The following is an 18,190-nucleotide window of genomic DNA, read 5'->3' as shown; positions in this document are numbered from 1 at the left end:
GCGCCGGGGGCGTCCTTGGATCCGTCGGGCAGCGGCACGAAGGTGTCGGCGGCGGCGACGCTGTTGGACAGCAGGCCGATCGTCAGGGCTGCTGCGGCGCCGAAACCGGCGATACGGGTGCCGCGGAGGGCTGTCGAGCTGTTCGATTTCATGGATTCCTTCTTGGGATCGGGCCGTGATTCGGCCGCGGGCAGAGCGGATTGATCGCCAAGCAGCACCGGACCCCGCGGGGCCGCCGGTGCGTAAGCGATGCTCGGCTGGGTAGGACGGGCGAGAGTCACCCAGCGCCTCGGCTCACATGCCGGGCTGCCGGGGAGGGGAAACGTTGGCTGGGGAAGCGGCCGTCGAAGGCCGTGATGCCCAGCGGCAACGATGAAGGATGCGCGCGACTACACAGCCGCGGAGGACGAATCCCGTCTGCGGGTGCGTGTGTGTTCGCGTCGGTTACACAGGGTGCGGCGGACCGCGAGTGCCGATGCTCGAGCCGACCAGCAGCCAGCGAGCAAGTGTCGGGCGACAGGTCGGGATGCCGACTGCAGTGGACGCAACGACAGGCAGTGGGGCAAACGGCAGAGGGAGTGCCCGGGTGAGCGCCGAGACAGCCAAGGCGCATCCGCGTTCGCCGGCGAGGATCAGTACAGCCGCGACGGCGATGGCGACGGCGTGGGCTGCCATCATTGCGGGACTGAGCTGAAGCCCGTCGTGATGGACCGCGCCCACAGACAACGTGATGTGGCCGATCGCCTGTCCCAGAGCCAGCGACGCGGCCAGGAACCAGGTCGCATGTCGATCGGCCCGCGGCGTCGCGGAGACTGCCCCGACGGCGGCGCACCCCAGCACCAGCAGTACCACCGAGCTCTCGGTGGGGGCCATCCCGTTACCGGCCGCGTGGGCCGCGACGCTCACGGCTGCGGAGATCGAGCCGGCGAAGGCGCCGCGCATCCGCGCGAACGTCGCCTTCGGTGTGCTCACACCGCGGAGGTTACACGGTGCTACTACAACGGCTAGTAGCCAGGTGTCTGTCGTTGGCGTACGCATCAACCAGACGAATCCGGCAATCGGAAATGGGTGCGCACAGCCTCCGGGCTCGTCACGAGGGCGGTCATCGCTGCGGCGGTCGGCTCGCCCCAGAGATGGTCGATCGCGACGCCGCGACTGGGGGCGACGATAGCCGCGCCGCGCTCTGGTCGGTCAGCCGTAGCGGTTCGCGCAGGCGTCCTGCCCGCCGAGCACCCCGGAGAGGAAGGCGTCGACGCGGGCGAAGCCGCTCGGCACCGTGTCCCCGTTGACGTCGCTGGCCATCAGGCCGTCGGTGAGCAGACCGGACACCGCCTCGTCGAGGTCGCCGGCGGACAGCGTCAGCCGGCCCGCCTCACCCGCCGCGGCGGCCGCGGTCCAGACGCCGGACAGGCAGGCCGCGCGGACCGCCGTGGTGGCGTCGGTGAGCGAGTCGCCGGCCTGGCGCTGGGCGGCGAGGGTGAACCTCGAGGCCACCAGCACGTAGGCGCCGAAGTCGCCGCGCACGTCGGCCGCGATCTCGTCCGGACTGCCGGTCAGCGGGATGCTGCGCGCGACCAACGCCGGCAGCGAGACGCCGATGGTGTCCGTCGACGGGCAGTACGAGACCGGCTCGGTGGTCGTGGCGTCCGGGCACCCGGTGTCGGCGCCGGCGAAGGTCACCGTCGGCTGCTGCGGGAGCGCGAAGACCTCCTGCAACGAGTCCACGGTGAGCCGGACCGTCTCCTCGGTGACCGGCATCTCGCCGTCGCCGCCGGCGACGGACAGCTGCTGGGCCACCTCGGCGCGGCGCGCGTCCACCTCGGCGGCGTCGATGGCCGTGCAGGCGCGGGCGCCGTCGGTGAAGCCGATCTGGAAGGCCGTCACCCGTTCGAAGGCGGAGCCGTGCACGGCCTCCGGGTCGTTGGGGTTGGTGTCGCGGACGGCCACCATCGCCGCCATCACCGAGTTCAGTCCGTCCGAGGTGTTGAGCGTGAAGTGCGGCGCACCGCCCTGCGCGACGTCTCGCATGAAGGCCCCGGCGAAGCAGTCGGCCTGCTGCTCGAGCACCAGGGTCGGGTCGTCGTCGCCGGCGAGGCCGGAGTCGTGCTGGATCGCATGGCCGTACTCGTGCGCCATCACCATCACCACGGCCATCGGGCCGAAGGTGCTCATCAGGGTGGGCAGCAGCGTGGTGCGGTCCCAGCCGATCGAGCCGTCGCGGGTGCAGTAGCCGGCGTTCACCACGCCGTGCGTGTTGTCGCCGCAGAAGGTGTCCGAGTGGGCGGGCGGCGCGTCCGGGTCCCACGACGCGAGGTCGGTGACCGGTTGGAAGTCGCCGGCGAAGACCTTCGGGTACTCGACACGCCAGAAGGCGGCGATGTCGTCGACGGCGTTGGTGGCCAGCACGTCGGCGGCCGAGCCGTCCGCGCCCCGGACCGGCAGCGACGCGTCGGGCACGTCGGGGCGTGGGCCGCTGGGGCCGTCGGTCGCGGGCAGCCCGGCGACGGTGAACGGGTTGGCGTAGATCGACACCGCGCGTCCGCCCGTGGTGGACGCGCAGCCGGCGAGCAGGATCGCGGCCAGCGCGACGGCGACGCCGACGACCGCCGCCCGGGCCCGGATCACCCGCGTTCCAGGCTGAGCCAGAGGGCGCTGTTCGCGGGCAACGCGACCGCCGCGGAGGCCGGGCGGCCGTGCCAGGGCTGGGTGGTCGCGGTGACGGCACCGAAGTTGCCCATCCCGGAGCCGTGGAACTCCGCGGCGTCGGTGTTGAGGACCTCCACCCACCGGCCGGGTTCGGGCAGACCCACCCGGTACTCGGCGTGCGCGGAACCGGAGAAGTTGAACAGGCACGCGACGATCGACCCGTCGGTCCCGTACCGCAGGTAGCTGAGCACGTTGTTCTCGGTGTCGTTGGCGTCGATCCAGGAGTAGCCGCCGGGGGAGTTGTCCATCGTCCACAGCGCGGGGTGGCGCCGGTAGGCGGCGTTGAGGTCGCGCACCAGCGCCAGCACGCCCCGCTGCAGCGCGGCGGTGGGCCCGCCCTCGAGCTGGCCCCAGTCGAGCCCGTGTTCCTCGGACCACTCGGTGCGCTGGCCGAACTCCTGGCCCATGAACAGCAGCTGCTTGCCGGGGTGTGACCACATGTAGGCGAGCAGCGCGCGCAGCCCGGCGGCCTTGGCGTGGTCGTCGCCCGGCATCCGCGTCCACAGCGTGCCCTTGCCGTGCACCACCTCGTCGTGGCTGACCGGGAGCAGGTAGTTCTCGCTCCACGCGTACATCAGAGAGAAGGTGATCTCGTGGTGGTGGAAGCTGCGGTGGATGGGGTCGCGGCCCAGGTAGCCGAGGGTGTCGTGCATCCAGCCCATGTTCCACTTCATGGTGAAGCCGAGGCCGCCGACGGAGRTGGCCCGGGTGACACCCGGCCAGGCGGTCGACTCCTCGGCGATGGTGACGACGCCGCGGTGCAGCTTGTGCACGGTCGCGTTCATCTCCTGCAGGAACGCGACCGCCTCCAGGTTCTCGCGGCCGCCGTGGATGTTCGGGGTCCAGCCGCCCGACGGCCTCGAGTAGTCCAGGTAGAGCATCGACGCGACGGCGTCGACCCGCAGGCCGTCCACGTGGAACTCGTCGATCCAGTACAGGGCGTTGGCGACCAGGAAGTTGCGGACCTCGCGCCGGCCGAAGTCGAAAACGTAGGTGCCCCAGTCCAACTGCTCGCCCCGGTGCGGGTCGGCGTGCTCGTAGAGCGGGCCGCCGTCGAAGCGGGCCAGGGCCCAGTCGTCCTTGGGGAAGTGCGCCGGCACCCAGTCCACGATGACGCCGATGCCGGCCCGGTGCATCCGGTCCACGAAGGCGCGGAAGTCGTCGGGGGAACCGAACCGGGAGGTCGGGGCGTAGTAGGAGGTCACCTGGTAGCCCCAGGACCCGCCGTACGGGTGCTCGGCGACGGGCAGCAGTTCCACGTGGGTGAACCCGGTCGCCAGTACGTGCGCCGAAAGCTGCTGCGCCAGTTCGAGGTAGCTCAGTCCCGGCCGCCACGACCCGAGGTGCACCTCGTAGACGCTCATCGGTGACTGGTTCGGCTCCGTCTCGGCGCGGGCCCGCAGCCAGGCGGCGTCGGTCCAGGTGTGGGTGCTGGCGTCGACCACGGACGCGGTGGCGGGCGGCACCTCGGTGGCGAACGCCATCGGGTCGGCCTTGTCGCGCACCGAGCCGTCGGCGCCGTGCACCCGGAACTTGTACAATGCGCCGGGCTCGATGCCGGGCACGAACAGTTCCCAGACGCCGGTGGAGCCCAGCGCCCGCATCGGTGCTGTCTGCCCGCCCCAGAGGTCGAAGTCGCCGATCAGCGTGACGCCCCGCGCGGCGGGTGCCCACACCGCGAAGGAGGTGCCGGTGACCGGGCCGTCCGGGGTGTCGTAGCTGCGGGGGTGCGCGCCGAGCGCCTCCCAGAGCCGTTCGTGCCGGCCCTCGCCGAACAGGTGCAGGTCGAGATCCCCGAGCGTCGGCAGGAAGCGGTAGCCGTCGGCGGTGACGACGGTGTGCCCGCCCGGGTACTCGACGACCAGTCGGTAGTCGGCGGGTTCCGGGACCGGGACGACGGCGCTGAACAGTCCGTCGGCGACGTGGTGCAGCGGGTGGTCGACGCCGTCGATCCGGGCGGCGACGGACTCGGCGCCCGGGCGCAGCGCCCGGATCACGGTGCCGCCGGCATGCGGGTGTGCGCCCAGCAGCGAGTGCGGGTCGTGGTGGGTGCCCGAGGYCAGTCGCGCCAGGTCGGCCAGCGGGGGCGCGGCGACCTGCGCGGCGCCGCGGGCGGTCACGACGCGGGCGCGCGGTGTGCCAGGTGCATCCGCGCGGGGTAGGGGACGGCGGGCAGCGCCAGGACGTGCGCGACCGCGCGCCAGGGCTCGAGTCTGACGAAATTGGTCTGGGCCCACTGGTACTGCTCGCCGGTGACCTCGTCGAGCACGGTGATGTGGTCCTGCCAGTTGCGGCCGAGGGCGGGCATGTCCAGCCAGATGTGGCCCTGCTCGGCGCCGTACGGGTTGAGGTTGACGACGGTGAGCACCGCGTCGCCGGTCACCGGGTCGAACTTCGAGTAGGCGATCAGCGAGTCGTTGTCGATGTGGTGGAAGGTGAGGTTGCGCAGTTGCTGCAGTGCGGGGTGGGCCCGACGGATCCGGTTCAGCGTCGCGATCCAGGGCTCCAGCGACTCGCCGCGGGCCCGTGCCTCGTCGAAGTCACGCGGCCGTAGCTGGTACTTCTCCGAGTCGAGGTACTCCTCGCTGCCGGGGTGCACCGGAAGGTGTTCGTAGAGTTCGTATCCCGAGTACACGCCCCAGGTCGGCGCGAGCGTGGCGGCCAACGCGGCGCGCAGCGCGAACATTCCGGGCCCGCCGCGCTGCAGGCTCTCGTGCAGGATGTCCGGGGTGTTGACGAACAGGTTCGGCCGCGCCTCGTCGGCCTTCGCCGCGAGCTCGAGCCCGAACTCGGTGAGCTCCTGCTTGCCGACCCGCCAGGTGAAGTACGTGTAGGACTGGGTGAACCCACGTTTGGCCAGGCCRTACATCCGGGCCGGCCGGGTGAAGGCCTCGGCCAGGAACAGCACGTCCGGGTCGGTCTCCTTGACCTCGGCGATCAGCCACTCCCAGAAGTTCGGCGGCTTGGTGTGCGGGTTGTCCACCCGGAAGATCCGGACGCCGCGGTCGATCCAGAAGCGCACCACCCGCAGCACCTCGGCGTAGATCCCGTCCGGGTCGTCGTCGAAGTTCACCGGGTAGATGTCCTGGTACTTCTTCGGCGGGTTCTCGGCGAAGGCGATGGTGCCGTCCGGCAGCACCGTGAACCACTCGGGATGGGCTGCGGCCCAGGGGTGGTCGGGTGCGCACTGCAGCGCCAGGTCGAGTGCGACCTCCAGGTGCAGCTTGCGGGCGCGGGCGACGAAGGCGGCGAAGTCGTCGAGGGTGCCGAGCCGCGGGTGCACGGCGTCGTGGCCGCCCTCGCGGGCGCCGATCGCCCACGGCGACCCGACGTCGTCCGGACCGGGGGTCAGGGAGTTGTTGGGGCCCTTGCGGTTCACCCGGCCGATCGGGTGGATCGGCGGCAGGTAGACGACGTCGAAACCCATCGCCGCGATCCGGGGCAGGTCGTTGGCGGCGGTGGCGAAGGTGCCGTGCCGCGGGGTGCCGTCGGGGTCCCGGCCGCCGGTCGAACGCGGGAAGAACTCGTACCAGGAGCCGAACAGCGCGCGCCGACGGTCCACCCAGACGGTCCCGATGCGGCCCTTGGTGACCAGGTCCCGCAGGGGGTGCGCGCGCAGCAGGGCGGTGAGGTCGGTGGCGAAGGCCGGCGCCACCCGGGCGGGCAGCTGCTGGTCGCTGCGCAGGGCGGCGGCGGCCGCGACGACTCGCGCGCGGTCGCCCTTCGGCACCGCCTTGGCCGCACGCTCGAACAGGCGGGCGCCGACCTCGAGGTCGTTGGCCAGCTCGGTCGGACCCTGCCCGACAGACAACTTGGCCTCGACCGCGTGACGCCAGGTGGCGACCGGGTCGCCCCAGCCCTCCACCCGGAACGTCCAGGCGCCGGGCGTGGTGGGGACGAACACCGCGGCGAAGGTGTCCGGGAGCGGGCCCGGCAGCATCGGGATCCGCAGGGTGCCGGCGGCGTCCGGCCCGTGGACCGCGAGGGTGGCCGCGACCGCGTCGTGCCCCTCGCGCCAGACGGTCGCCGAGACCGGGAACGTCTCGCCGACGACGGCCTTCGCGGGGAAACGCCCGCCCTCGATGTCGGGGACGACGTCGTCGATGCCTATCCGCCCGCTCATGGAGCACTACCTTACGGGTACGGCCACGGTGCACGCTGGATCGAAGGCCGGGGTCGTCACGACAGGACCGCGGGCCCGCCGGTGGGTAGTCTTCGCAGGGTGAAAGCCTTGCGTCGGTTCACCGTCCGTGCCCACCTCCCCGCCCGGCTCGCCGCGCTCGGGCCGTTGTCGACCAACCTGCGGTGGTCCTGGCACCCGGAGACCCAGGACCTGTTCGCGCGGATCGACCCGGCGCTGTGGCAGCGGGTGGCGGGCGACCCGGTGCGGATGCTCGGCGAGGTGTCGCCGGCCCGGCTCGACGCGCTGGCGCTCGACCCGGACTACGTGGCCGAGCTGGACCGCCGCGCCGAGGACCTCGACGAGTACCTCGACCGTCCGCGGTGGTACCAGAACCAGCAGTCGAAGGGCGTCGACCTGCCCAGCGGGATCGCCTACTTCTCAATGGAGTTCGGCGTCAGCGAGGTGCTGCCGAACTACTCCGGCGGCCTCGGCATCCTGGCCGGCGACCACCTCAAGGCGGCGTCGGACCTCGGGGTGCCGCTGATCGGCGTTGGCCTGCTCTACCGGTCCGGGTACTTCCGGCAGTCGCTGACCGCGGACGGCTGGCAGGCCGAGCACTACCCGTCGCTGGACCCGCAGGGACTGCCACTGCGGCTGCTCGCGGAGCCGGTGTCCGGGGCGCCGGTGCTGCTGCACGTGGCGATGCCGGGCAACCGGGTGCTGCGGGCCCGGGTGTGGATCGCGCAGGTCGGCCGGGTGCCCCTGCTGCTGCTGGACTCCGACATCGCGGAGAACGACCCGGAGCTGCGCGGGGTCACCGACCGGCTCTACGGCGGCGACCAGGACCACCGGATCAAGCAGGAGATCCTGGCCGGCATCGGCGGGGTGCGCGCGGTGCGGGCCTACACCCGCTCGATGGGGCTGGCCGACCCGGAGGTCTTCCACATGAACGAGGGCCACGCCGGCTTCCTCGGGGTGGAGCGGATCCGCGAGCTGATCACCGGGTCCGGGCTGGACTTCGACGCCGCCCTCGCCGCGGTGCGTGCGGCCACCGTGTTCACCACCCACACACCGGTCCCGGCGGGCATCGACCGCTTCCCGACGGACCTGGTGCGTACCTACTTCGCCGGGGCCAACGGGGAGAACGAGTCGGCCATGCTGCCGGGCCTGACGGTGGACCGGATCGTCGAACTGGGCCGCGAGGGCGACCCGGCGGTGTTCAACATGGCGCACATGGGCCTGCGGCTCGGTCAGCGCGCCAACGGGGTGTCCCGGCTGCACGGCACCGTCAGCCGGGAGATGTTCAGCGGGCTGTGGCCGGGCTTCGACGCCACCGAGGTGCCGATCGGCTCGGTCACCAACGGGGTGCACGCCCCCACCTGGGCGGCCCGCGAGTGGATGGACCTGGCCCGGCGGGTGGTCGGCCCCGAGCAGGTCGAGGAGGCCCGCGGCTGGGAGCGGCTGCACGAGATCGCGCCGGGCGAGCTGTGGGCCACCCGGAACACGCTGCGCGGGCAGCTGGTGGCCGAGGTGCGCAGGCGGGTGCGGGCGTCGTGGCTCGAACGGGGCGCCACCGATGCCGAACTGTCCTGGACAGCAGGGGTTTTCGATCCCGATGTGCTGACGGTCGGGTTCGCGCGCCGGGTGCCGACCTACAAGCGGCTGACGCTGATGCTGCGGGACCCGGAGCGGTTGCGCGCGATGTTGCTGGACCCGCAGCGGCCGGTGCAGCTGGTGGTGGCCGGCAAGTCCCATCCCGCCGACGACGGCGGCAAGGCGCTGATCCAGCAGGTGGTGCGGTTCGCCGACGAGCACGACGTCCGGCACCGGATCGTCTTCCTGCCCGACTACGACATGTCGATGGCCCGCTACCTGTACTGGGGCTGCGACGTCTGGCTGAACAACCCGCTGCGGCCGCTCGAGGCCTGCGGCACCTCGGGGATGAAGTCGGCGCTCAACGGCGGGCTGAACCTGTCCATCCGGGACGGCTGGTGGGACGAGATGTACGACGGCGGGAACGGCTGGGCCATCCCGACCGCGGACGGCGTCACCGACGAGGTGCGCCGCGACGACCTCGAGGCCAACGCGATGTACGAGTTGCTCGAGCAGACGGTGCTGCCGAAGTTCTACGACCGCGGTGCCGACGGACTGCCGGCGCGGTGGGTGGAGATGGTCCGGCACACGCTCGAGGACCTGGGGCCGAAGGTGCTGGCGTCGCGGATGGTGCGCGACTACGTGGTGGGCCTGTACGCCCCGGCGGCGCGGGCCGCCCGTACCGCGGTGGCCGACGGCTACGCGGGGGCACGGCAGGTCGCGGCGTACCGCGGTCGGGTCGAGGCGGCCTGGCCGCGCGTGCAGGTGGTGCAGGTGGACAGCTCCGGGCTGCCGGACACCCCGGTGATCGGCGCCGACCTGACCCTGCGGGCACACCTGCGGCTCGGTGGCCTCGAACCGTCCGAGGTCGCGGTGCAGGCAGTCCTGGGCCACGTCGGCGCGGACGAGGAGCTCTCCGACACGGTGGTGGTGCCGATGACGCACGCCGGCTCGGAGGACCTCGGCGAGCTCTTCGTCGCCGAGACACGGATGCCGCTCTCCGGCGCGGTCGGGTACACGGTCCGGGTGCTGCCGCACCACGAACTGCTGGCCGGGGACGCCGAGCTGGCGTTGGTGGCGTTGCCGGCGGGCTAACGCTCGGCGAGCCGGGTCAGGGCCTTGCGGACCACCTCGGGGTCGGAGGTCTCCCAGAACGGCGGCAGCGACGCCCGCAGGTAGCCGCCGTAGCGGGCGGTCGCCAGCCGGGAGTCGAGGATCGCGACCACGCCGCGGTCGTCGACGCTGCGCAGCAGCCGGCCCACGCCCTGGGCCAGCAGCAGCGCGGCATGGTTGGCGGCCACCGACAGGAAGCCGTTGCCGCCGCGGGACTCGACGGCGCGCTGCCGGGCCACCAGCAGCGGGTCGTCCGGGCGCGGGAACGGGATCCGGTCCAGGATCACCAGGCTCAGCGAGGGGCCGGGCACGTCCACGCCCTGCCACAGCGACAGGGTGCCGAACAGCGAGGTGGCCTCGTCCGCGGCGAACTTGCGCACCAGCTGGCCCGTGGCGTCCTCGCCCTGGCACAGCACCGGGGTGTCGAGCCGCTCGCGCATCACCTCCGCGGCGGCCTTCGCCGCCCGCATCGACGAGAACAACCCGAGCGTGCGGCCGCCCGCGGCGGTGATCAGCTCGGCGATCTCGTCGAGGTAGCTCTGTGCCAGTCCGTCACGGCCGGGTGCGGGCAGATGCTTTGCGACGTACAGGATTCCGGCCTTCGCGTGGTCGAAGGGGGAGCCGACGTCGAGGGAGTTCCACTTGATGTCCCCGGCGTCCGACGGCGCCTCGGTGCCGGTGGACATCGCCGCGTCGGGGCTCACCGCGGACTCCGCGGGCAGGCCCCAGTTCACCGCCAGCCCGTCGAAGGAGCCGCCCACGGTCAGCGTCGCGGAGGTCAGGACCACCGTCGACTCGGCGAACAGCCGCGAACGCAGCAGCCCGCCGACGGACAGCGGCGCCATCCGCACCAGCTTGYCGCGGCGCTCCTCGTCGGCCAGCCACACCACGTCGCGGTGCTTGGCGGGGTCCGGCTCGTCGAACGCTGTGAGCACCCGGACCGCGTTGTCGTGCACCTCGTCGACCGCGGCCAGGGCGGCGACCCGGGCCGCCGCGGCCTCCGGGTCGGCGGCGTTCATCCCCGGCCGGACCGGGCCGATCGCGGTACGGACCGCCCAGGCGGAGTCGCGGACCGCGGCCAGCGCGGGGCCGGCGCCGTCGGGCAGCCGCTCCCAGCGTCCGGCGTAGCAGTCCTCGAGCACCGCCGCCCAGCCCTCCGAGGCGGCCTCCATCCGGTCGGCGTCCTGCTCCTCGACCAGCTTGACGCAGCGTCGTGCGGCGGCGGTGATCGTGGACGGCGCCAGCTCGGCGGTGGCCACGCCGGTGACCCGGTCCACCAGTTCGTGCGCCTCGTCGATGACCACCACGTCGTGCTCGGGCAGCACGGCGATGCCGGTGATCGCGTCGATCGCGAGCAGCGCGTGGTTGGTCACCACCACGTCCACCTGCGACGCCTCGGCCCGGGCGCGTTCGGCGAAGCAGTCCTCGCCGACCGGGCAGCGGGACTTGCCGAGGCACTCGCGGGCGGTGACGCTGACCTGACGCCAGGCCTGGTCTCCGACGCCGGGCACCAGCTCGTCGCGGTCGCCGGTGTCGGTCTCGGAGGACCACTCGGTCAGCCGCTTGACCTCGCGGCCGAGCCGGGAGATGGCGAAGGCGTCGAACAGCTCGGCGTTCTCCGGTTCCTCGGCGGCCCCCGTGTGGATCTTGTTCATGCAGAGGTAGTTGCCGCGGCCCTTGAGGATGGCGAACTGCGGGCGCCGCCCCAGCGTCTTGCTCAGCGCGTCGGCCAGCCGCGGCAGGTCGCGGTCCACGAGCTGACGCTGCAGCGCGATGGTCGCGGTGGAGATCACCACGGTGCGGCCCGACTCGACGGCATGCCGCACGCTCGGCACCAGGTAGGCCAGCGACTTGCCGGTGCCGGTGCCGGCCTGCACGGCCAGGTGCTCGCCGGTGTCGATGGCATGCGCCACCGCCGACGCCATGGTCAGCTGGTTTCGCCGCTCGGCGCCGCCGAGCGCGTGCACCGCCTCGGACAGCAGTTCGGGGACGGTGGGGAGTTCAGGCACCGGCCAAGGCTACCGGCAGCCACCGTCAGGTCCCGACAGCGTCGCGCGGCCGGTCGCGCGGTCACGCCGCCGACGCCACCTCGCCGATCAGATGGATCCCGGCGCCACGCAGGCGGTCCAGGGCGGTGGTGAGCGTGTCGGGGGAGACCGCCGCCGTGTAGTGCAGCAACACCGTGGTGTCGAAGCCCTCACGGCGCGCGTCCAGTGCGGTGGCCAGCACGCAGTGGTCGGTGGCGATGCCGACCACGTCCACCGCGTCGACGCCGCGTCCGCGCAGCCACCCGGCCAGCGTCTCGCCCGAGTCGTCGATGCCCTCGAAACCGGAGTACGCGGCGCTGTACGCGCCCTTGGCGAACACCGCCTGCACCGGCGCGACGTCCAGGTCCGGGTGGAACTGGGCGCCGGGGGTGCCCGCGCGGCAGTGCGGCGGCCAGGTGTCCACGTAGTCGGGTGTGTCGGAGAAGTGGTCGCCCGGGTCCACGTGGCGGTCCGCGGTCGCGACCACCACGGCGTAGCGGTCGGCCTGGTCCGTCAGGTAGCCGCTGACGGCTCGGGCGACCGCGGCGCCGCCCGTGACGGCGAGCGAGCCGCCCTCGCAGAAGTCGTTCTGCACGTCGACGACGACCAGCGCCCGCCGACCCGATCCGGTGCCCATTTCCTCACTCCTACGTTGTCTGCGAACCCGAACTAGCCGACGAACCGGGTCGGCACGGCGGCCTCGCCGCGCGAGAGCTTGAGCCCCTCCCACGGCAGGCTCACCAGCCCGTGGGCGACCAGGTCGCGCCCCTCGGCCAGGGTGGGCAGGCCGTCCGCCCGCACACCGCCGCGGACCAGCGGGATCATCAGCTCCCGGCAGGTCAGGTCGCCGGCGTCGGGGGCCTCGGAGTCCGCCGGGTAGGCGACCTCCTCGACGATCGTGCCGGTGGGCCGGGCCAGCCGGACGGCCCGCTTGGTTCCGCCGCGGGACACCTTGTGGCTGCTGCGCTTGGCCACCGGGAGCCCGTCGACCTCGACCAGCTTGTAGACCATGCCCGCCGTGGGTGCCCCCGACCCGGTCACCAGCGCGGTGCCCACACCGTAAGTGTCCACCGGTTCGGCCCGCAGCGCCGCGATCGCGTACTCGTCGAGGTCGCCGGAGACCACGATCCGGGTGTTCACGGCGCCCAGGTCGTCGAGCTGCCGGCGCACCTGACGGGCCCACACCCCGAGGTCTCCGGAGTCGATGCGGACGCCGCCGAGTTCGGGGCCGGCGACGGCGATCGCCGTCTTGACGCCCTCGGTGATGTCGTAGGTGTCCACCAACAGGGTGGTGCCCACGCCCAGCGCCTCGACCTGGGCGCGGAAGGCCGAGGCCTCGTCCGGGCCGTCGGCGGTGGTGTGCAGCAGGGTGAACGCGTGGGCGCTGGTGCCGGCGCCGGGCACGCCGTACCGGCGGACGGCCTCGAGGTTCGAGGTGGCGGTGAAGCCGGCCAGGTAGGCGGCCCGCGAACACGCCACCGCGGACTCCTCGTGGGCGCGCCGCGAGCCCATCTCGATCATGGTCCGGCCGGCGGCGGCGCTGACCATGCGGGTGGCGGCGGACAGGATCGCGCTGTCGTGGTTGAGGATCGACAGCAGCAGCGTCTCGAGCAGCACGCACTCGGCGAAGGTGCCGCGCACCGAGAGGATGGGCGACCCGGGGAAGTACAGCTCGCCCTCGCGGTAGCCGTCGATGTCGCCGGTGAACCGGTACTCGCGGAGCCAGTCGACCGTGCGGTCGTCGAGGAACTTCGACACCACGGCCAGTTCCGGCTCACCGAAGCGGAACCGGTCGAGGGCGTCGAGCAGGCGGCCGACGCCGCCGACCACGCCGTAGCGACGGCCGTCGGGCAGCCGCCGCGCGAAGGCCTCGAAGCTGCAGCGGCGGTGCGCGGAGCCGTCGGCGAGCGCCGCCGAGAGCATCGTCAGCTCGTACTGGTCGGTGAGCAGCGCCGTGCTGGTGCCCGGCTGGGACCACAGCGCGGAGCCGGCGATGGCGGCGGGCGCGGCGGTGGTCGAACCTGAGTGCGTCGTCACCGGGTCACCATAACGAGGCGTCGRTGGCCCGGCGCCCGCGTCCTGGCCGTTTTGTCCCACGATGTTCATTCTGTCGGGATCACGTCGTAGGCTGGTTGCATGGCTCCAGGCTCCACAATCACTCCGATGGCGAGGATTCCCGCCGCAGCCCCGCAGGTCCTACCCGCGGAGGCGGAGGTCACTGACGAGGACGAGGCGCAGGATCGTCCCTGGGTGACGCTGGTGTGGGACGACCCGGTGAACCTGATGCACTACGTGACCTTCATTTTCCAGAAGCTGTTCGGCTACAGCAAGGCGAAGGCCACCGACCTGATGCTGCAGGTCCACAAGGAGGGCAAGGCCGTGGTGTCCTCCGGTTCGCGGGACAAGATGGAACACGACGTGCAGCGACTGCACGCCGCCGGGCTGTGGGCGACCATGCAGCGGGACAGCTGACGCGGATCTCCTCACGGAGAGACGCCTCACCACCACTCGAAAGGACCTGCGGGTAGGCATCGTGCGCACATGGAGTCGGAAGAATTCGCTGGGCGGCGTGAAGATTCGCTCCGAGATGGATGCGCGTGAGGCGTCGGTGCTGCGGTCGCTGGTGAGCTCGGTGCTCTCGCTGCTGCAGGACCGGGCCGCGTCCGCGCCGCAGGACGACCTGGCCGAGCTGACCGGGCTGCGGACCGGGAACTCCACCGCGCCAACCGATGCGACGCTCGCCCGGCTGCTGCCGGACTTCCTCAAGCCCGACGCCGCGGGCGGCGAGGAGGCGACGCCGGGTGCCAATGTCAATGGGGCACTGCGCAGTCTGCACGAGCCGGAGATCATCGACGCGAAGCTCGCGGCGGGTTCGGTGATCCTGCAGACGGTTCCGGCGGAGGGCGGCAAGGTGGTCCTGACGCCGGAGCAGGCCGACGCCTGGCTCGCGGGCCTCAACGACGTCCGGCTGGCGCTGGGCTCGACGCTGCAGATCGACGCGGACACCCCCGACGAACTGGACCCCGACGACCCGCGGGCCCCGCATCTCGACGTCTACCACTGGCTCACCTGGATGCAGGACTCGTTGGTGCAGGTCCTGGTCCCGTGAGGCCGGGGCCGAGCGACTCGTTGGCCGACGTCGCCGGCCTGTTGGTGGGCCACCACCACGAACTGGACCCGCACGCGGCGATGGGCTCGGGCCGGGCCACCGGCTGCACCGTCGTGCTGGCGCCGGGCGGCGCGACCGCCTCGGTGGACGTGCGGGGCGGCGGCCCGGGCACCCGCGAGACCGACCTCCTCGATCCCAGCCACAGCGTGCAGCAGGTGGACGCGGTGCTGCTCACCGGCGGCAGCGCGTACGGCCTGGCCGCGGCGGACGGCGTGATGCGCTGGCTCGAGGAACGCGGCCGGGGCATCCCGATGGACGCCGACGGCCACGTGGTTCCGATCGTGCCGGGCGCGGTGATCTTCGACCTGCCGGTGGGGGACTGGGCCGTGCGTCCCACCGCGGACCACGGGTTCCTGGCCGCGGACGCCGCCTCGACGAGCGTGGGGCGCGGCTCGGTGGGGGCCGGCGTCGGCGCCCGGGCCGGGATCCTCAAGGGCGGCGTCGGCACCGCCTCCGCGGTGCTCGGGACCGGACCCGCGGAGGGCGTCACGGTGGCGGCGCTGGTCGTCGCCAATCCCGTTGGCGCCGTGTTCGATCCGGCGACCGGACTGCCCTGGGGCGCGGGCCCGGGGGACCTGGAGCGGTGGGGGCTGCGGATGCCGGATCCGGCCGAACTGGCGGCGGCCGTCGAGCTGGGTCAGAAGGGCACCGTCCTCAACACCACGATCGGCGTGGTCGCCACCGACGCCCCGCTCGGCAAGGCCGGGTGCCGCCGCGTCGCCGTCGCCGGGCACGACGGGATGGCCCGGGCGATCCGCCCCGCGCACTCGCCGCTCGACGGCGACACCCTGTTCGCCCTCGCCACCGGGACCCACCCGGGGCCGCCGCCGGACGCCGCCCTGCCCGTCCCGGCCGCCTTCGCCGCGGACCTGCCGGTGCTGGCCGCGGTGTGCGAGGCCGCCGCCGACGTCACGGCCCGGGCGATCGTCGACGCGATCCTGACGGCCACCCCGGTGGCGGGGATCCCGACCTACCGGGAACTGTTCCCCTCCGCCTTCCGGACCTAGGCTGGGGGCACTCGGGAGGCGAGCGTGCTGCAGATCAGATCCGACCTGGTGGATGCGATGGTGGCGCACGCCCGCGCCGACCACCCGGACGAGGCCTGCGGCGTCGTGGTCGGCCCCGAGGGTTCCGACGCCCCGCAGCGGCACGTCCCGATGACCAACGCGGAGCGGTCGCCTACCTTCTACCGCTTCGACTCCGGTGAGCAGTTGCGACTGTGGCGGGCGATGGACGCGGCCGGCGAGGCGCCGGTGGTGCTCTACCACTCGCACACCGCCACCGAGGCCTACCCCAGCCGCACCGACGTCGCCCTCGCCGCCGAACCCGACGCCCACTACGTGCTGATCTCCACCCGCGACCCGCAGCGGGACGAGCTGCGCAGCTTCCGGATCGTCGGCGGGCAGGTCGCCGAGGAGCCGGTCGAGGTGCTGCCCGGGTCCGGGGCCGCGGCATCGAATGGGAGCAAACCATGACCGTCGTCTCCGTCCCGACCGTTCTCCGCGTCCACACCGGGGGCGAGAAACGGGTCGAGGCAACGGGTTCCACGCTGTCGGCGTTGATCGACGACCTCGACAGCCGGTACGCCGGCATCCGCGACCGGCTGGTCGCCGGGGGCGCGCTGCACCGGTTCGTGAACGTGTACGTGGGCGAGGAGGACGTGCGGTTCACCGGGGGACTCGGCACCGCGATCGCCGCCGACGACGAGGTCACGATCCTGCCCGCGGTCGCCGGGGGCTGAGCGCGGTGGCCCGGTACGAGAGCCTGCTGGCGACGCTGGGCGAGACCCCGCTCGTCGGCCTGCCCCGGCTCTCGCCCCGCTGGTCGGGCCCGGACCCGGTGCGGCTGTGGGCGAAGCTCGAGGACCGCAACCCCACCGGATCGGTGAAGGACCGGCCGGCCCTGGCGATGATCGACCGGGCCGAGCGGGACGGCCGGCTCGCCCCCGGCGCCACCATCATGGAACCCACCAGCGGCAACACCGGCATCTCGCTGGCGATGGCGGCGAAGCTCAAGGGCTACCGGCTGGTGTGCGTCATGCCGGAGAACACGTCCCTCGAGCGCCGCCAGCTGCTCGCGCTGTACGGCGCCGAGATCGTCGACACGCCCGCCCGCGGCGGCTCCAACGAGGCCGTCGCGACGGCCAAGCGGCTGGCCGCCGAGCACCCCGACTGGGTGATGCTCTACCAGTACGGCAACCCCGCGAACGCGGATGCGCACTACGCGGGCACCGGGCCGGAGCTGCTGCGCGACCTCCCCGAGATCACCCACTTCGTGGCCGGCCTGGGCACCACCGGCACCCTGATGGGCGTCGGGCGCTACCTGCGTGAGCGCGTCCCCGGTGTCGAGATCGTCGCCGTCGAGCCGCGCTACGACGAGGTGGTCTACGGCCTGCGCAACCTCGACGAGGGTTTCGTCCCGGAGCTGTACGACGAGACGGTGCTGACCGCCCGCTTCTCCGTCGGACCGGCCGACGCGGTGCGCCGGACCCGCGAACTGGTGGAGCGGGAGGGCATCTTCGCCGGTATCTCCTCGGGCGCGGTGCTGCATGCCGCGCTCGTCGTCGCGGGCCGGGCGGCGCGGGCGGGCCGGGCCGCGGACGTCGCGTTCGTCGTCGCCGACGCGGGCTGGAAGTACCTGTCGACCGGCGCGTACGACGGTACGCTCGAAGATGCAGAGCAAGCCCTCGACGGTCAGCTGTGGGCGTGACGAAAGCGGTTGAGGCGGAAGATGACCAATCCCATGGACCAGTTCCGGAGCACCCCGGCGGGACTGCCGGTGCCCGGTCAGCCCGCCGTGCCCGCCACCCAGCGCGCGCTGTGGCAACAGGCGGCGATGGTCATCGGTGGATTCGTCGTCGGCCTCTACCTGCTCGAGTTCGTCGACATGCTGATGCGCGGCCGCCTGGACAGCGTCGGCGTCGAGCCGCGCACCCTGGACGGGCTGTGGGGCATCGTGTTCGCGCCCGTGCTGCACGCCGGCTGGGGACACCTGGTCGCCAACACCATCCCGCTGCTGGTGCTCGGATTCCTGGTGCTGCTCTCGGGGATCGGCCGCGGCCTCGCGGCCACCGGCATCATCTGGGTGGTCGGGGGCCTGGGGCAGTGGCTCTTCGGCGGCGCGAACAGCATCCACCTCGGTGCGTCGGTGCTGGTGTTCGGCTGGCTGGCATACCTGATCGCCCGCGGTCTGTTCACCCGGCACCTGGGCCAGCTGGCCCTGGGACTGGTGGTGCTGGTGGTCTACGGCGGGCTGCTGTGGGGCGTGTTCCCGGGGGTCAACGGGATGTCGTGGCAGGGGCACCTGTTCGGCGCGCTGGGCGGCGTCCTGGCGGCGTGGGTGCTGGCGTCCGACGTCCGAAAGGCGCGGCGGGCCCCGGCGCTGAATCCGTAGCCGGGGGACCGGATGTGGGCCCGCGGCCGCCGGGTGTGACGGCAGGCGCATCGACACGGTCACCAA

Annotated in this window: 15 protein-coding genes and 1 pseudogene; 8 read left to right on the top strand and 8 right to left on the bottom strand. The window is 72.7% G+C overall.

Annotated features, from left to right (window positions below):
• From AC1DU4_RS11625 to AC1DU4_RS11605, 5 genes and pseudogenes are all read right to left on the bottom strand, one after another.
• Positions 1 to 152, bottom strand: a pseudogene (locus AC1DU4_RS11625) (MspA family porin); the annotation flags it as partial.
• A 292-nt stretch (positions 153 to 444) separates the two neighbouring features.
• Positions 445 to 972 (bottom strand): hypothetical protein, encoded by a 528-nt coding sequence (locus AC1DU4_RS11620; RefSeq protein ID WP_477839935.1) that lies wholly within the window; start codon positions 970 to 972, stop codon positions 445 to 447.
• A 219-nt stretch (positions 973 to 1,191) separates the two neighbouring features.
• On the bottom strand, positions 1,192 to 2,625 hold the full coding sequence (locus tag AC1DU4_RS11615; protein ID WP_477839933.1) for a neutral zinc metallopeptidase: 1,434 nt from the start codon (positions 2,623 to 2,625) through the stop codon (positions 1,192 to 1,194).
• Entirely contained in the window at positions 2,622 to 4,826 is a 2,205-nt protein-coding gene (gene glgB / locus AC1DU4_RS11610) for a 1,4-alpha-glucan branching protein GlgB (RefSeq protein ID WP_477839931.1), read from the bottom strand. The genes AC1DU4_RS11615 and glgB overlap by 4 nt, the downstream gene beginning before the upstream one ends.
• A complete protein-coding gene (locus AC1DU4_RS11605) occupies positions 4,823 to 6,829 on the bottom strand; it encodes an alpha-1,4-glucan--maltose-1-phosphate maltosyltransferase (protein WP_477839929.1) in 2,007 nt (668 codons plus the stop codon). Before AC1DU4_RS11605 ends, glgB begins: the two co-directional genes overlap by 4 nt.
• A 99-nt stretch (positions 6,830 to 6,928) precedes the next feature.
• Between AC1DU4_RS11605 and glgP the strand changes: the two genes are divergently transcribed.
• On the top strand, positions 6,929 to 9,517 hold the full coding sequence (gene glgP, locus AC1DU4_RS11600; protein WP_477839927.1) for an alpha-glucan family phosphorylase: 2,589 nt from the start codon (positions 6,929 to 6,931) through the stop codon (positions 9,515 to 9,517).
• On the opposite strand, the gene AC1DU4_RS11595 is transcribed toward glgP, so the two are convergent.
• The 3 genes from AC1DU4_RS11595 to AC1DU4_RS11585 all read right to left on the bottom strand — a co-directional run bounded on the left by AC1DU4_RS11595 (position 9,514) and on the right by AC1DU4_RS11585 (position 13,557).
• On the bottom strand, positions 9,514 to 11,544 hold the full coding sequence (locus tag AC1DU4_RS11595; protein WP_477839925.1) for an ATP-dependent DNA helicase: 2,031 nt from the start codon (positions 11,542 to 11,544) through the stop codon (positions 9,514 to 9,516). The two genes, glgP and AC1DU4_RS11595, sit on opposite strands and share 4 nt — an antisense overlap.
• 61 nt (positions 11,545 to 11,605) lie before the next feature.
• The gene (locus AC1DU4_RS11590) at positions 11,606 to 12,199 is read right to left on the bottom strand and encodes an isochorismatase family protein (RefSeq protein ID WP_477839923.1); all 594 of its coding nucleotides are present in this window, start codon (positions 12,197 to 12,199) and stop codon (positions 11,606 to 11,608) included.
• A 32-nt stretch (positions 12,200 to 12,231) separates the two neighbouring features.
• Positions 12,232 to 13,557 carry a nicotinate phosphoribosyltransferase gene (locus AC1DU4_RS11585; RefSeq protein ID WP_477839939.1) on the bottom strand — a complete coding sequence of 442 codons (1,326 nt, stop codon included), beginning with the start codon at positions 13,555 to 13,557 and terminating at the stop codon, positions 12,232 to 12,234.
• 141 nt (positions 13,558 to 13,698) lie between these two features.
• Between AC1DU4_RS11585 and clpS the strand changes: the two genes are divergently transcribed.
• From clpS to AC1DU4_RS11550, 7 genes are all read left to right on the top strand, one after another.
• Complete coding sequence (gene clpS / locus AC1DU4_RS11580) at positions 13,699 to 14,034, top strand: ATP-dependent Clp protease adapter ClpS (protein ID WP_072844856.1); 336 nt, start codon at positions 13,699 to 13,701, stop codon at positions 14,032 to 14,034.
• A gap of 61 nt (positions 14,035 to 14,095) precedes the next feature.
• Entirely contained in the window at positions 14,096 to 14,671 is a 576-nt protein-coding gene (gene aosR / locus AC1DU4_RS11575) for an oxidative stress transcriptional regulator AosR (RefSeq protein WP_072844857.1), read from the top strand.
• Positions 14,668 to 15,738, top strand: a complete 1,071-nt coding sequence (locus tag AC1DU4_RS11570; protein WP_477839920.1) for a P1 family peptidase — start codon at positions 14,668 to 14,670, stop codon at positions 15,736 to 15,738. The genes aosR and AC1DU4_RS11570 overlap by 4 nt, the downstream gene beginning before the upstream one ends.
• 24 nt (positions 15,739 to 15,762) lie before the next feature.
• On the top strand, positions 15,763 to 16,206 hold the full coding sequence (locus AC1DU4_RS11565) for a M67 family metallopeptidase (protein WP_477839918.1): 444 nt from the start codon (positions 15,763 to 15,765) through the stop codon (positions 16,204 to 16,206).
• Complete coding sequence (locus AC1DU4_RS11560; RefSeq protein ID WP_477839916.1) at positions 16,203 to 16,472, top strand: MoaD/ThiS family protein; 270 nt, start codon at positions 16,203 to 16,205, stop codon at positions 16,470 to 16,472. The genes AC1DU4_RS11565 and AC1DU4_RS11560 overlap by 4 nt, the downstream gene beginning before the upstream one ends.
• Positions 16,473 to 16,477: 5 nt before the next feature.
• The gene (locus tag AC1DU4_RS11555; RefSeq protein WP_477839914.1) at positions 16,478 to 17,440 is read left to right on the top strand and encodes a PLP-dependent cysteine synthase family protein; all 963 of its coding nucleotides are present in this window, start codon (positions 16,478 to 16,480) and stop codon (positions 17,438 to 17,440) included.
• Between the two features lie 21 nt (positions 17,441 to 17,461).
• Positions 17,462 to 18,124 (top strand): rhomboid family intramembrane serine protease, encoded by a 663-nt coding sequence (locus AC1DU4_RS11550; RefSeq protein WP_083577324.1) that lies wholly within the window; start codon positions 17,462 to 17,464, stop codon positions 18,122 to 18,124.
• Positions 18,125 to 18,190 lie beyond the last annotated feature (66 nt).

Source organism: Rhodococcus sp. P4_F5, assembly GCF_056401315.1.
Note: the sequence above shows the minus strand (reverse complement) of the source record. Positions and strands in the feature narration are given on the sequence as shown.

Excerpts from the sequence above, each read along its gene's own strand:
- AC1DU4_RS11560 (WP_477839916.1), top strand. The coding sequence starts at position 16,203 with ATGACCGTCGTCTCCGTCCCGACCGTTCTCCGCGTCCACACCGGGGGC.
- AC1DU4_RS11550 (WP_083577324.1), top strand. The coding sequence starts at position 17,462 with ATGACCAATCCCATGGACCAGTTCCGGAGCACCCCGGCGGGACTGCCG.
- clpS (WP_072844856.1), top strand. The coding sequence starts at position 13,699 with ATGGCTCCAGGCTCCACAATCACTCCGATGGCGAGGATTCCCGCCGCA.
- AC1DU4_RS11590 (WP_477839923.1), bottom strand. The coding sequence starts at position 12,199 with ATGGGCACCGGATCGGGTCGGCGGGCGCTGGTCGTCGTCGACGTGCAG.